Source organism: Aeromonas veronii (assembly GCF_040215105.1).
In the GTDB taxonomy this organism is placed as follows: domain Bacteria; phylum Pseudomonadota; class Gammaproteobacteria; order Enterobacterales; family Aeromonadaceae; genus Aeromonas; species Aeromonas veronii_G.
Genome location: NZ_CP157875.1, coordinates 2,284,719 through 2,299,116, shown reverse-complemented (window position 1 = coordinate 2,299,116; position 14,398 = coordinate 2,284,719). Strand labels below are relative to the sequence as shown.

The following is a 14,398-nucleotide window of genomic DNA, read 5'->3' as shown; positions in this document are numbered from 1 at the left end:
GCTATAAAAGGCGGAAAAAAACTGGGCAAGCAACCGCAAGCCCGCGCTCACCGGATCAATGAAGAGATCCGTCTGAAAGAAGTTCGTCTGACCGGTCTGGATGGTGAAGCCATTGGCATCACCTCCATCCAGGATGCACTGAACTTGGCCCTTGAGGCCGGAGTGGATCTGGTCGAGATCAGTCCTAACGCTGAGCCGCCCGTTTGCCGGATCATGGATTACGGCAAATTCCTCTACGAAAAGAGCAAGACCACCAAAGAACAGAAGAAAAAGCAGAAAGTCGTCCAGGTCAAGGAGATCAAATTCCGTCCTGGCACTGACGAAGGCGACTATCAGGTAAAACTACGCAACCTGGTTCGCTTTCTGGAAGACGGGGACAAGGCGAAGGTCACCCTGCGCTTCCGTGGTCGTGAGATGGCCCACCAGGATCTTGGTATCAAGGTACTGGAGCGAGTCAAAACCGATCTGGAAGAGTTGGCCGTAGTCGAATCGTTCCCGAAAGTCGAAGGCCGTCAAGCTGTGATGGTTCTCGCACCTAAGAAGAAATCTTAAGGCCCACAAGAAATTGACTCATGGGGCCCGCCTCATGAGTCGGTTCGCCTTGCGATTTTGTTGTCACTCACAATGCGGAGTATGAAATGCCGAAGATGAAAACCAACCGGGGCGCCGCAAAGCGCTTCAAGAAGACTGGCTCAGGTCGCTTCAAGTGCAAGCACAACCACCTGCGTCACATCCTGACCAAGAAGAGCAGTAAGCGTAAGCGTAAGCTGGGGCCGAAGTTCATGGTTTCTGCTGCCGACCACAAACGTGTTGTCGCTTGTCTGCCGTACGCATAAGGGGGATGTGAAAAATGCCAAGAGTTAAACGTGGTGTGACCGCTCGCGCTCGTCACAAGAAAGTAATGAAAGCCGCCAAGGGTTACTACGGCGCCCGTTCCCGTGTCTACCGCGTAGCGGTACAAGCGGTAACCAAAGCTGGTCAGTATGCCTACCGTGACCGTCGTCAGAAGAAGCGTCAGTTCCGTCAGCTGTGGATCGCGCGTATCAACGCTGCTGCCCGTCAGAACGGTCTGTCCTACAGCCGTCTGATCAACGGTCTGAAGAAGGCTTCTATCGAGATCGATCGCAAGATCCTGTCCGATATCGCCGTTCACGACAAGTTGGCTTTCACCGCCCTGGTTGAAAAGGCTAAAGCAGCGCTGGTTTAATCCGGTTCTGTTATGAAAGATAAAAGGAGGCTTCGGCCTCCTTTTTTGTTGGGCGCCTCCCTGCGTGGGAGTCACCTGTGGTCATCGCTTGTCGCGTCGATACCAGGCTGCCGACTCGTGAATTTGGCGGCCTGCGCTTCCTGCCTTCATCCTGGACTCATCATTTATGCTGCCTGTCGCGCAGTTAAATAGTCGATTTACCCACTCCTTTCTGTTCCGCTGTTTGTTTCCGTTGTTTTTCCGTTCTGTAGTGGCATTGTCATCCATTCTTTACATTCTTGATGTGTCAATCGCTGTTATTGTTTCTGTAAACAGTTGATTGAAAAACAATATTAAGTAACTGTATGTCGACTAGAATGTGTGGGCGAGAAAAACAAGCGTTTGCAACAAGGAGTGTCTATGAAATACACGCAACGAAAAATGAAACCTCTTTTCATCAAGTTGGTGCTGGCCGGTCTGGTCACGAGCTTGTCCTTGCCGAGCCTGGCCGCCGAGGATCTGCGCAAGGAGGCCGCGGCCGCCACCCAGGCCGCCAACGACAAGCTGTTGACCGAGCTGCCATTTGCCGACAAGACCGACTTCGAGAATGCCAACAAGGGCTTCATCGCCGCCCTGCCGTCAGCCCCCATCAAGGGGGAGGCGGGCAACCTCATCTGGGATCCGCAGAAGTACGGTTTCATCAAGGAGGGGCAGAAGGCCCCCGCGACCGTCAACCCCAGCCTCTGGCGCCAGTCCCAATTGATCAACATCAGCGGCCTGTTCAAGGTCACCGATGGGATTTATCAGGTGCGTAACTTGGATTTGTCCAACATGACCATCATCGAGGGCAAGGAGGGGCTTACCCTGGTTGATCCCCTGGTTTCTGCCGAAACCGCCAAGATAGCCCTGGATCTCTACTACGAGCATCAGGGCAAGAAGCCGGTCAAGGCCGTGATCTATACCCACAGCCACGTGGATCACTACGGCGGCGTGCGCGGCGTAGTTGACGAGGCCGATGTGAAGACCGGCAAGGTGAAGATCTACGCACCGGATGGTTTCATGGAGGCGGCGGTCGCCGAGAACATCATGGCGGGCAACGTCATGAGTCGCCGTGCCAGCTACATGTATGGCAACCTGCTGCCGGCGGACGAGAAGGGCCAGGTCGGGGCCGGTCTTGGGACCACCACCTCGGCGGGGACCGTGACCCTGATCGCCCCCACCAACATCATCACCAAGACGGGCCAGAAAGAGGTCATCGACGGGTTGACCTATGAGTTCATGATGGCGCCGGGCTCGGAAGCGCCGTCCGAGATGCTCTGGTTCATCGAGGAGAAGAAGGCCATCTCCGCCGCCGAGGATGCGACCCACACCCTGCACAACACCTACTCCCTGCGCGGCGCCAAGATCCGTGAGCCGCTGCCCTGGTCCAAGTACCTGAACCAGGCGCTCTCCATGTGGGGTGACAAGGCCGAGGTCATGTTCGCCCAGCACCACTGGCCTACCTGGGGCAACAAGGAGGTCACCACCCTGCTCAAATCCCAGCGTGATCTCTATCGCTACATCAACGATGAGACCCTGCGTCTGGCCAACATGGGCTACACCCGCGACGAGATCGCCGAGCAGTTCAAGCTGCCGGATACCCTGGCCAACACCTGGGCCAACCGCGGTTACTACGGTTCCATCAGTCACAACGTGAAGGCGACCTATGTGCTCTATCTCGGCTGGTTTGACGGCAACCCGGCGACCCTGAACGAGCTGAGCCCGACCGAGTCGGCCAAGAAGTACGTGGAGTTCATGGGCGGTGCCGACGAGGTGCTGAAGAAAGCCAAGGCCTCCTACGACAAGGGTGAGTACCGCTGGGTGGCTCAGGTGGTGAAACACGTGGTGTTCGCCGATCCGAGCAACAAGGCGGCCAAGGAGCTCGAAGCCGATGCCCTTGAGCAGATGGGTTATCAGGCCGAGTCCGGCCCGTGGCGCAACTTCTACCTGACCGGTGCCAAGGAGCTGCGCAGCGGCGTCACGCCGCTGCCGACCCCGAACACCGCGAGCCCGGATACGGTACGCGCCATGTCGCTCGACATGTTCTTCGATTACCTGGCGGTGCGCCTGAACGGGCCCAAGTCCGGCGCAGCCAAGGCGGTACTGAACTTCGACTTCGGCGATACCGGTGGCAAGTACAAGGTGGAACTGGAGAACGGGGTGCTGAACCACACCGCCAACAGCGAGGCCAGCAACGCCGATACCACGATCGCCCTGTCACGGGATACCCTGAACAACCTGATCTTGAAGCAAACCACCCTGGAAAAAGCCGTCGCGGCAGGGGATGTGAAGATCAGCGGCAATGCCGACAAACTCAAGGAAGTGCTGGGTTATCTGGACAACTTCGAGTTCTGGTTCAACATTGTGACGCCTTGATAAGGCTTGAGCGTCCGCTCGTCACACCAGGCGTGGTCATCAGGACCACGCCTTTTTTGTCTCTGGGGTCATGGTTTGGCCGAGCGTGAAGGGAACAGGGGCGGCGGCGTACCTTTATGTCGCGCCAGCGCCGGGCGACGGTGCCCTTGTGCCGATAACATGATCGCCATCACATTGATTTGGCTTTAAATTTTGAGTCATGTCGGCGACAGCCCGGAGAAGGGATACCGAGCCTTGCCGGATCAGGGGGAGGGGATGGTGTTGTTCTGGGTCATAACAAAATGATTTCTCGGGAGAAAAGCCCACCTTAACTATGGTCAGCCGAGGCCATTTTTTTGTATTATCGCCCTCTTGACCTTATTTAGCCTAAAGGCTCCTGTTCCGGGAGTGGTGACGAGGAAGACATGCAACAGCTTGAAGAAGTAGTCGGCCAGGCCAAGGCCGAAATTGAGGGCGTGAGCGACATTGCGACCCTCGACGAGATCCGGGTCAAATATCTGGGTAAAAAAGGCTTTTTTACCGAGCAGATGAAGGGCCTCGGGGCACTCACTGCCGAGGAGCGTCCCGCCGCGGGGGCCGTGATCAACCAGGCCAAGCAGCAGGTTCAGGATGCCCTGAACGCGCGCCGTGAAGCTCTGGAAGTCGCCGTGCTGAACCAGAAGCTGGCTGCCGAGACCATCGACATCAGCCTGCCGGGCCGTCGTATCGAAAACGGCGGTCTGCACCCGGTGACCCGCACCATCGAGCGCATCGAGCGCCTGTTTGGCGAGATGGGCTTCAAAGTGGAGCGCGGTCCCGAAATCGAAGATGGCTTCCACAACTTCGATGCCCTGAACATCCCGGCTCATCACCCGGCCCGCACCGATCACGATACCTTCTACTTCAATCCGGACCTGATGCTGCGCACCCACACCTCTGGCGTGCAGATCCGCACCATGGAGCATCAGCAGCCGCCGATCCGCATCATTGCCCCGGGCCGGGTCTATCGTAACGATTACGACATGACCCACACCCCCATGTTCCACCAGGTCGAAGGGCTGTTGGTAGACGAACATGCCAGCTTTACCGAGCTCAAAGGCATATTGCACGACTTCTTGCGCAATTACTTCGAAGAAGATCTCACCATCCGCTTCCGTCCCTCTTACTTCCCGTTCACCGAGCCGAGCGCCGAAGTGGACGTGATGGGCAAGAATGGCAAGTGGCTGGAAGTGCTGGGCTGCGGCATGGTGCACCCGAACGTGCTGCGTTCGGTGGGCATCGATCCGGAAAAATACTCCGGCTTTGCCTTCGGCATGGGCGTCGAACGTCTGACCATGCTGCGCTACGGGGTCAACGACCTGCGTGCCTTCTTCGAAAACGACCTGCGCTTCCTCAAGCAGTTCAAGTAAGGGCGAGAGAACATGAAATTCAGTAAATCCTGGGTGATGGAGTGGGTCCGCACCGAGTTGAGTGACAACGCACTGGCCGAGCAGATCACCATGGCCGGTCTGGAAGTCGATGCCATCGAGGCCGTGGCAGGCCAGTTCAACAACGTGGTGGTCGGTGAAGTGGTCGAGTGCGCCCAGCACCCGGACGCCGACAAACTGCGGGTGACCAAGGTCAACGTCGGCGACGCCGAGCTGCTGGACATCGTCTGCGGCGCGCCGAACTGCCGCCAAGGCCTTAAAGTGTGCGTGGCCAAGGTGGGCGCGACCCTGCCGGGCGATTTCACCATCAAGAAAGCCAAGCTGCGCGGCCAGCCGTCCCACGGCATGCTCTGCTCCTTCAGCGAGCTCGGCATCGACGTGGAAGCGGATGGCATCATCGAGCTGCCAGGGGATGCCCCCATCGGCACCGATATTCGTGAATACCTGAACCTGAACGATGTCGCCATCGACGTGGATCTTACCCCGAACCGCGCCGATTGCCTCGGCATCGCGGGTCTGGCCCGCGAGATCGGTGTGCTCAACAGCGTCGACGTGGTCGAGCCGAGCTGGGTGCCGGCCGTGGCTACCCTGGACGCATCCTTCCCGATCCGGGTCGAGGCACCGGCGGATTGCCCCCGTTACCTCGGCCGTGTCATCAAGGGGCTGAACCTCAAGGCTCAGAGCCCGCTCTGGATGCAGGAGAAGCTGCGCCGGGGGGGCATTCGCTCCATCGACGCCATCGTCGACATCACCAACTTCCTGCTGCTGGAATACGGTCAGCCGATGCACGCCTTCGACCTGGCCAAGCTGGAAGGGGAACTGGTGGTGCGCCGTGCCAAGGCCGACGAGCCCATGACCCTGCTCGACGGCACCGAGGTGAAGCTCAAAGAGACCACGCTCGTGATCGCGGATAGCAAAAGCCCGGCCTGCATGGCGGGGATCTTCGGCGGCGATCGCACCGGCGTGTCCGACACCACCACCGACATCCTGCTGGAGTGCGCCTTCTTCGCGCCGCTCTCCATCACCGGTCGTGCCCGCGCCTATGGCCTGCACACCGACTCCTCCCACCGCTTCGAGCGCGGGGTGGACCCCGAGCTGCAAGCCAAGGTGATGGATCGTGCCTCCCGTCTGCTGCTGGATATCTGCGGCGGTGAGGCGGGTCCGGTTGTCGAGGTCAAATCCGACGCCCACCTGCCCAAGGCTGCCCCGATCCGCCTGCGCCGCGCCAAGCTCGACAAGGTGATCGGCATCAACGTGCCGGACGCCCAGGTGCTCGAGATCCTGACTCGCCTCGGCATGCAGGTGAGCGTCGACGCCGATGGCTGGACTGCCCTGGCACCTTCCTGGCGTTTCGACATCGCCATCGAGGAAGATCTCATCGAGGAAGTGGCTCGCATCTACGGCTACAACAACATCCCGAACCTGAAACCGGCGGCCTCGCTCGCCATGGTGGAACAGGCGGAAGGGCAGGTGACCCTCAAGAGGGTGCGTGACCTGTTGGTGGATCGCGGCTTCCAGGAAGCCATCACCTACAGCTTCGTCGATCCCAAGGCCCAGCAGACGCTGTTCCCGCAAAGCGACGCCATCGTGCTGCCAAACCCCATCTCGGTCGAGATGTCCGCCATGCGGGTCTCCCTGTTCCCGGGTCTGGTGCAGGCCGTGGTCTACAACCAGAACCGTCAACAGGGCCGCGTGCGTCTGTTCGAGCAGGGCCTGCGCTTCATCAAGGACGCCAGTGCCGAGAACGGCATCCGTCAGGAGCCCATGCTGGCCGGCATCATCACCGGCAACCAGAGCGACGAGCACTGGGACATCAAGAGCCGCGGCGCCGACTTCTTTGATTTGAAAGGGGATCTGGAAGCGGTACTGGATCTGACCGCCGAAGGCGCCAGTTTCAGCTTCGAGCGTACCGAGCACAGCGCCCTGCATCCGGGCCAGAGTGCCGCCATCCTGCGTGATGGTGTCGTCATCGGTCACATCGGTGTCATCCACCCGAGCCTCGACAAGAAGCTGGGCCTCAAGTCCCGGGCCATCATGTTCGAGCTGGAACTGGACAAGCTGATCCCGGCCAAGGTGCCGGTTGCGACCGAGGTTTCCCGCTTCCCGGCAAACCGCCGCGACATCGCCGTGGTGGTTGACAGTCAGGTTCTGGCCGGTGACGTCCTGGCAGTAATTAAAAAAGTTGGCGGAAATCAGTTAGTTGGAATAAACTTGTTCGACGTATATCAGGGTGCTGGTATGGCCGAGAACAAGAAGAGTCTGGCTATCAGCCTGGTGTTGCAAGACGCACAACGCACCCTGGAGGAGAAAGAGATCGCCGAGACCGTGGACAATGTCGTGCGGGCCCTCGGTGAAGAGTTGAATGCATCCTTGAGGGATTGATCTATGGCGCTTACCAAAGCCGACATTGCAGAGCACCTGTTCACCCAGCTCGGGATGAGCAAGCGTGAAGCCAAAGATATGGTGGAAGCCTTCTTTGAGGAAATCAGACAAGCGCTCGAGCGCGGTGAACAAGTCAAGATTTCAGGCTTCGGTAATTTTGACCTTCGTGAGAAGAATCAGCGTCCCGGACGTAACCCCAAGACGGGCGAGGATATTCCTATCAGCGCCCGTCGCGTGGTGACCTTCCGGCCTGGCCAGAAGCTCAAGGCCAGAGTAGAAAATGTTGAACCCAATGAGTAATAAAAAGCCAGGCAGATGCCTGGCTTTTGCATTTCGATGACAAAAATATACCTGCTGTTGGGTGCGTTGCTGGCTTTGCCGCTGCGTGCCGCCGTACTTCCCCTGCCGCCCGCCGCCCAGGCTTATGCCGATGACATCGGTCAGCTGACCTTCTGCTACCCGAGTCTGGAGCGTCCTCCCTATCTCGAAGATCAGGGAGGACTGCTTATCGATCAGATGACCCGCCTGGCCCGGCAACTGCCGGTGCCCCTGCATTTCAAGACGTTGCCCAACTGGCCGGCGGTGGAGCAGGGCCTGCGTGATGGCCAGTGCGACCTCATTCCTCACATCGGTCCTTCCGTCGAGACCCGCTCAGGCACAGTACTGAGCCGGGCCATGCTGGAGGCGGAATCCGCCATCCTCTATCGGGGGGATCTCGAGCATGCGGCTTTTCTGGTCTCGCCGGTCTGGCAGGCGGGCGAGGTGCTGAAACGTCTCTATCCCCACTCCACCCAGTTGCAGCTGACCGATGCGGACAATTGGTATCTGGCGCTGTTTGCAGAAAAGGGCAGCGCCTATCTCGGGGATTACCTGCAACTGCGCTACCTGATGCGGGAGTACCCGGATGAGGGGTTGAGATTGCGCCGCCTGCGCAGTGACGAACTGGTGGTGAGCTATCGGCTGATGATGCGAGACATCCCGGGCTTGCTGCAACTGGTGGATACGGCGATCCGCTTCTTGCCGCCGGGCAGTCTCTATCGGGATCTGGGACGCTATCTGCCCCAGAGCGAGCAAGATATCAATCCCCTGCATTTTACCGACAAGGAGCAGGCCTGGCTCATTGGCTCGGCCCGTACCATCAAGATGGTGGCGGCGCCTGGCCTGATGCCCTACAGCGGTATCAATCCGCAAGGGGAGCTGATCGGCTGGAGTGACGATGTGTTGCGGCGGGTGAGCCGACAGACCGGGCTCAACTTTGAACTCATTCCCACGGCCAGCAAGGAGGAGGCGCTGGCCAAGCTTCGCAGTGGCGAAGCGGCGATGATGGCGGGTTTGCCGGAGTCGCCGGCGCTGGGGCAGGAGTTTAACTTCACCCGGGTCATTGCCATGAGTCGCTACGCCCTGGTCAGCCGCAAACGGGCGGAGTATCAGGCCCTGGATAGCGTTTCGGGCAGCATAGTGGTTCCCAAAGCCCTCTATGATGGCAGCCAGCTGTCGCTGCTGGGCCCGCATCACTGGGTACAGGTGCAGGACTTGCAGCAGGGGATCCAGGCGGTGCAGGATGGCAAGGCTGATGCCATGCTGGCGGAGCTTTATCAGCTGCAATACCCCATGCGCAACAACCTGCTGGCGGATCTCGCCATCCGGGAGCTCCCCCAGAATCTGGGTCTGAGTTTTGCCATCCGGCACGATCAGCCAAGACTTTCCGGCGTGATGGAGCAGAGCCTGATGACCATCAACGATCGGCAGGTGGATGAGCTGGTACAGCGCTGGCATCGTCTGATCCTGAATCAGCAGGAGGGGGTCAGCTATGGTTTATGGCTCACCTCCTTGCTGCTGGCCATGCTGATCAGCGGTGCGGTCATCTGGCTGATCTGGCGCTCGCGCCAGCAGCTCGCCCAGGCGGCCCGCGAGCGTCACCAGGCAGAGCAGGCGCTGGCGCTGGAGAGCAAGTTCCGGGAGTCGCTCTTCCAGACATTACCGGTCCCCGTGTTCCTGCGCAATGATCGGGGCGAGATCATCAAGCGCAACAAGCGAGCCAAGCAACTGGAGGCCCGCTATCTGGCGGATCTGGTGCTGCCATCACCCCAGCTGCAGGGGGGAGAGGGGGAGTTGGCCCTGCGGGATCAGGTCTACTCCTATGCCCAAATCCCGTTGCAACTGGGCAGCCAGACGCCAGCGGGCGACCTCATCGCACTCTCCGACATCAGCGCCCTGCGCGAACGAACCCGTCTGCTGCGTCAGGCCGAACGGCGGCTGCGGGCACTGACCAATACGGTGCCCGGCGTGGTGCTGCAGTTTACCCTCAAGGAGGGAGCCATCGGGCGGGTTGAATTTGTCAGCCGAGGCAGTCATGAACTGCTCGGCCTGGCCAGCCAGCAGATCCGCCTCAACCCCAACGAAACCCTCGTCAGGCTGGCGCGCCAGGACAGGCGAGAGATGCGCGCCCCCATGCTGACCATGTTGCTGGCGGGGCGTCCTTTCACCTACCTGCTGCGCTATCGCCACCCGAGCAAGGGGAGTCGCTGGTTGCAGTTCTCCGGCCGGGGGCGCCGCCAGGGGGAGGGTTGGCGCATCTACGGGGTGGTTCAGGATGTCACTACCCGGGTCGAGCAGGAGAAGGCCCTGCAGATCTCCCACGAGGAGGCCCAGCAGGCGGTGCTCGCCAAGGGACGCTTCCTCGCGGCCGTGAGCCATGAGATCCGCACTCCCATGAACGCCATGCTGGGGCTGCTGGAGTGGCTCGATCAGACCGAACTCTCGGCAGAGCAGTCCTCGGTACTGACCCACATCAGGCAGGCGGGCAACGAACTGCTGGGGCTGCTCAACGACGTGCTGGATTTCAGTCGCAACGAAACGCGCCAGTTGCGCCTTTCTCCCCAACCGACGGATCTGGTAGAGCTGTGTGAGCATGTGGCCGCCGTGCACTGGTCCAAGGCTCGTGCCAAGGGGCTGCAGCTTCGCCTCCATCTCGATCCCGCCTTGCCTGCATTGCTGGAGCTGGATCCCCACAGGGTGCAGCAGGTGCTGCACAACCTTATCTCCAACGCAATCAAGTTCAGCGAGCAGGGGCAGGTGGTCATCTGGGCACAACGTCAGGGGGACATGCTCTGCTGCGGCGTGGATGATGAAGGCCCCGGGATCAGTGCCGAGCTCTTGCCCCGGCTGTTTCTTCCTTTCGAGCAGGGGGAGGAGCCCGGCCAGCTGAGGGCTCAGGGCACCGGGCTTGGTCTTGCCATCTGCCACCAACTGATGGAACAGATGGGTGGCGACATTGATGTGGAACCTCTGTCCGCCGGCGGCAGTCGCTTCCGCTGCCGCTTCCCCTTGCACGCCCTGCAGGAGCGGGCTCCCTGGAAGCCGAGCGTCGACACTGTCTACCTGCAACTGATGGGGGAGGATGGCGACTACATGCGTACCTGGCTGCAGGAGCTGGGGGTGAGGGAGAGTCCGGCGGGAGAGCCCCTGAGTGCCGTCCGGGATGAACAAGGGCTGCAGCACTGGTTCTGGCAGGAAGAACCCTGGATCCCGGGAACCGTGGTGACCTTGCTGCAACCCAGGCTGAGCCAGCACCAAGCGGTGCCCGGCACCCTGCCCGGCGCGGGAATGCGGGTGCTGCTGGTGGAAGATCACGAGGTGAACCGGGTGCTGATCAGCATGCAGCTCAGCCAGCTCGGCGCCCGGGTACTGAGCGCGGCCAATGGTCGCCTGGCCCTGGATCTGTTGCAGGAGGAGACGGTGGATCTGGTGCTGACCGACTTGCAGATGCCGGTGATGGATGGCGCCGAACTGTGCCAGCAACTGCGTGGTAGCGAGCGCTGGCAGCATCTGCCGGTCTATGTGATCACCGCGGACCTGAGCGAGCAGGCCGCGCAACTGCTGACCAGCTGTGGCTGCCACGGTCATCTGGACAAACCGGTTCTGCTCAGGGAGCTCGCCACTTTGCTGCGCACTGTCTCCGGTCGCGAGGGCTTCACTTCGCAAGAGAGGGAGGAACCCACCCCCGCCTGGGTCCAGCAGGGCCTAGTACCACTGAGTCCCGAGTTGGCGACGCTCTACCTGACCTCCACCCGCCAGGATCTCGCCGACATTGAGCGCTGTGTCACACAAGGGGACATTGCAGCCCTCGAGACGGCTTTACACAAGATGAAGGGGGCCGCCAAAATGGTGGGGGCGATGCCCCTGGTCCAGGTGATCGATGCCTGGCAGAAGGCGCCCGATAAGCCCCTGGTGGAGCCCCTTACCCGTGCCGTGGATGATGTCTGCCGGCAACTGAGCAAGAGAGCATGAGATGATCATCACTGAGGAAGAGTTATTAGCGCTGCTGGAGTCCGATGTGAACCTGGAGCCGGCATTTCACCCCGTCAGCATTCATGCCCTCGACGCCGTGTCATACCAGGCCGCCAAGGCTCTGGGCATCCCGGATTATGCCAGCCTGCACCGTACTCAGCCTGATATCCACTGGCGCTGGGAGGGGGCCTTCACCACCAGCGCGATCGCCCTGTTCGAGCCCGAGGCCCACCAGGGTCAACCCTATCTGCCCCAGCTGATGGCCGAGGGGCAGGGGATCTACCGCGTGACGGATCCCTGGCTGGCCGAACTACAGGCCCGGGAGCTGCGCTGGCGTGACTGGCTGGCGAGGCTCTCGGTCTTGCTGCTCGAGGACCACCCGTTTCAAGGGGCCTGCATTGCCCAGGAGATCCAGTCTCTCGGGATGCCCTGCCAGTGGGTGCAAGATGGGGACGCCTGTCTGCAGGTACTGGCAAAGCACGAGGTGGGATTGCTGGTCTGCGATCTCAGCCTGGGGGAGGAGGATGCCATCGGCCTGTTGATGGGCCACGCCCAATACAAGCATCTGCCCATCATCCTGCTCTCCAGCCACGATCAGACGCTGATCGATGGTGCTCGCCGCCTGCTCCACGATGCGGGATTCAACGTGCTGGCGGCCCTCGCCAAACCGTTGAATCACGGCGATCTGCTGCGTCAGCTCAAGGCCCTCTATCTGGGGCCGGCCCAGTCACTCAGACGACACGGCTTGAAGCGCACCATCCGCAACTGGCAGGAGGAGGTGCTGGGCCAGATCAGCCTGATGGCGGATGCTGCCACCACCCATTCCCCCATCTGGCTGGCCCTGAGTGGCGTGCCACCTCATTGGGATCCCCTCAAGACCTGGCTGGAACAGCACGGTCGGCGAGCCGACGAACTGACCCTGATCGTGCACAAGCGGGATCAGCTCTTGAGCCGAGCGGATCGCTTCGCACTGGTCTTGCAGGCGAGCATGGCGGGGGGGCAGCTGGCGCTGCTGCTGGACAATGGTCAGCATCTGCCCTTCGAGGAGTTGGAGCGCTTGCCTCTGCGTTACCTGTTGCTGGGGCCCCACCTGTTGCCTGAACTGGAGGCGATGGCGACGGATTCCCTGCTGGATCGCTTCATCGCTCGCGCCAGAGAGCTCGGTATCGGCCTCTATATTGATGATCCCTTCAACCAGCAGGATGCGGCCTTGTGGCAGGAGCGCGGCGTCGCGGGTCACTGGTGACTCGCTATCTCTGCTGGCCAGTGGACGAGGCGCGGCTATTGGCCGGGTTTACCGGATGGCTGCATCCTGCGCGGCGCAGCGACCTGCCGGTCATGATGGTGGTGGGTGCGCGTGATTGCTGGTTACGGGAGTTGGCGGGGGCGGATCCCGTCCAGCTGGTGGCCGCTTACGAGCGTCTTAGCGAGCAGACAATTTACCTGCGCTTCATGCGCCCCAGACAGAAGCCAAGCGCCGAGCAGGTCTCCTTCTTCATCGATTACCCAAGGGACACCCAGATAGGCTTGCTGCTGACGGACAACGATGGGGCGCCATTGGCGCTGGCGCAGTCCATACGGCGGCGACGACATCCGGATCGGGCAGAGTTTTCCTGCGTGGTGGCGGATGACTTCCAGCATCAAGGGGCGGGTCGGCGCATCCTGCTGGCGCTGGCGTTGCTGGCATACGGGGAGGGGATCCGGGAGTGGACCGCCGAGGTGCTGAGTCAGAATCGCCCCATGCTGAGCCTGCTGAAGGGGTTGGGATTGCCACTGACCCTGGTGACGGGACGGGAGATGGTTTTCGTGCGCCTGGATTTGAGCGTTCTCGGCAAGCTGGATCTCCATCGGGCCTAAGACCAAGGGCGAATGGGCCGGACTCGTCCCCTGTGTTAAGGTTTGCTGGTCATCGTCAGAGGAAATCAACATGGTGCAGTCTGCCAAACATATCGTGATCCTCACCGGTGCCGGCATCTCGGCCGAGTCCGGCATCAAGACCTTCCGGGCCAGTGACGGTCTCTGGGAAGAGCACAGGGTTGAGGATGTCGCTACCCCGGAAGGCTATGCCCGGGATCCCGTTCTGGTGCAGGGTTTCTACAACGCCCGCCGCCAGCATCTGCAAAGTGCCGACATTCACCCCAACCCCGCCCACTATGCCCTGGCCCGTCTGGAGCGCTTGTTGCCAGGCCGGGTGACGCTGGTGACCCAGAATATCGACAACCTGCACGCAGAAGCGGGCAGCAAGAACCTCATTCACATGCACGGTGAACTGCTCAAGGCCCGTTGTCCCGCATCGGGTCAGGTGGTGGAGTGGCGGGGGGATCTGCATCAGGAGGAGCTCTGCTCCTGCTGCCAGTTTCCCCAGCCCTTGCGGCCCCATGTGGTCTGGTTCGGAGAGATGCCATTGGGACTGGATCGCATCTATGCCGCCCTGGCCCAGTGCGATCTCTTCATTTCCATCGGCACCTCGGGGGCCGTTTATCCGGCGGCGGGCTTTGTCCATGAGGCGGGGCTCAATGGTGCCCATACGATCGAACTCAATCTGGAACCGAGCGAGGTGGGCAGCCAGTTCGATGAGAAACGCTATGGCCCGGCTTCTGTACTGGTGCCAGCCTTCGTGGACGAGCTGCTGCAAGCCCTCGGGATACAGCAGCCCAAGGCCGTCCAGGGACATAACTGGATGGAGATGCGCGGTCCCTGACTATTGTGTCATTGCACA

General features: G+C 60.7%; 11 protein-coding genes. All 11 read left to right on the top strand.

Going from position 1 to position 14,398, the window contains the following annotated elements; all coding sequences use genetic code 11:
- The first annotated feature begins 3 nt into the window (after positions 1 to 3).
- Positions 4 to 552: a translation initiation factor IF-3 gene (gene infC, locus ABNP46_RS10585; protein ID WP_434476195.1), complete on the top strand. Its 549-nt coding sequence runs from the start codon at positions 4 to 6 to the stop codon at positions 550 to 552.
- An 86-nt stretch (positions 553 to 638) separates the two neighbouring features.
- The gene (gene rpmI, locus ABNP46_RS10580; protein WP_005315535.1) at positions 639 to 836 is read left to right on the top strand and encodes a 50S ribosomal protein L35; all 198 of its coding nucleotides are present in this window, start codon (positions 639 to 641) and stop codon (positions 834 to 836) included.
- A gap of 14 nt (positions 837 to 850) precedes the next feature.
- The gene (gene rplT, locus ABNP46_RS10575; RefSeq protein WP_005300683.1) at positions 851 to 1,207 is read left to right on the top strand and encodes a 50S ribosomal protein L20; all 357 of its coding nucleotides are present in this window, start codon (positions 851 to 853) and stop codon (positions 1,205 to 1,207) included.
- A gap of 399 nt (positions 1,208 to 1,606) precedes the next feature.
- Entirely contained in the window at positions 1,607 to 3,601 is a 1,995-nt protein-coding gene (locus tag ABNP46_RS10570; RefSeq protein WP_349917571.1) for an alkyl/aryl-sulfatase, read from the top strand.
- Between the two features lie 404 nt (positions 3,602 to 4,005).
- Positions 4,006 to 4,989: a phenylalanine--tRNA ligase subunit alpha gene (pheS, locus tag ABNP46_RS10565; RefSeq protein WP_349917570.1), complete on the top strand. Its 984-nt coding sequence runs from the start codon at positions 4,006 to 4,008 to the stop codon at positions 4,987 to 4,989.
- A gap of 12 nt (positions 4,990 to 5,001) precedes the next feature.
- Positions 5,002 to 7,389: a phenylalanine--tRNA ligase subunit beta gene (gene pheT / locus ABNP46_RS10560; RefSeq protein WP_349917569.1), complete on the top strand. Its 2,388-nt coding sequence runs from the start codon at positions 5,002 to 5,004 to the stop codon at positions 7,387 to 7,389.
- A 3-nt stretch (positions 7,390 to 7,392) separates the two neighbouring features.
- Positions 7,393 to 7,689: an integration host factor subunit alpha gene (ihfA, locus tag ABNP46_RS10555; RefSeq protein ID WP_005300715.1), complete on the top strand. Its 297-nt coding sequence runs from the start codon at positions 7,393 to 7,395 to the stop codon at positions 7,687 to 7,689.
- 36 nt (positions 7,690 to 7,725) lie between these two features.
- Complete coding sequence (locus tag ABNP46_RS10550; RefSeq protein WP_349922325.1) at positions 7,726 to 11,679, top strand: ATP-binding protein; 3,954 nt, start codon at positions 7,726 to 7,728, stop codon at positions 11,677 to 11,679.
- 1 nt (position 11,680) lies between these two features.
- A complete protein-coding gene (locus ABNP46_RS10545) occupies positions 11,681 to 12,925 on the top strand; it encodes a response regulator (RefSeq protein ID WP_349922324.1) in 1,245 nt (414 codons plus the stop codon).
- Positions 12,922 to 13,536 (top strand): GNAT family N-acetyltransferase, encoded by a 615-nt coding sequence (locus tag ABNP46_RS10540; RefSeq protein ID WP_349922322.1) that lies wholly within the window; start codon positions 12,922 to 12,924, stop codon positions 13,534 to 13,536. Before ABNP46_RS10545 ends, ABNP46_RS10540 begins: the two co-directional genes overlap by 4 nt.
- Positions 13,537 to 13,606: 70 nt before the next feature.
- On the top strand, positions 13,607 to 14,380 hold the full coding sequence (gene cobB, locus ABNP46_RS10535; protein ID WP_349922320.1) for a Sir2 family NAD+-dependent deacetylase: 774 nt from the start codon (positions 13,607 to 13,609) through the stop codon (positions 14,378 to 14,380).
- Positions 14,381 to 14,398 lie beyond the last annotated feature (18 nt).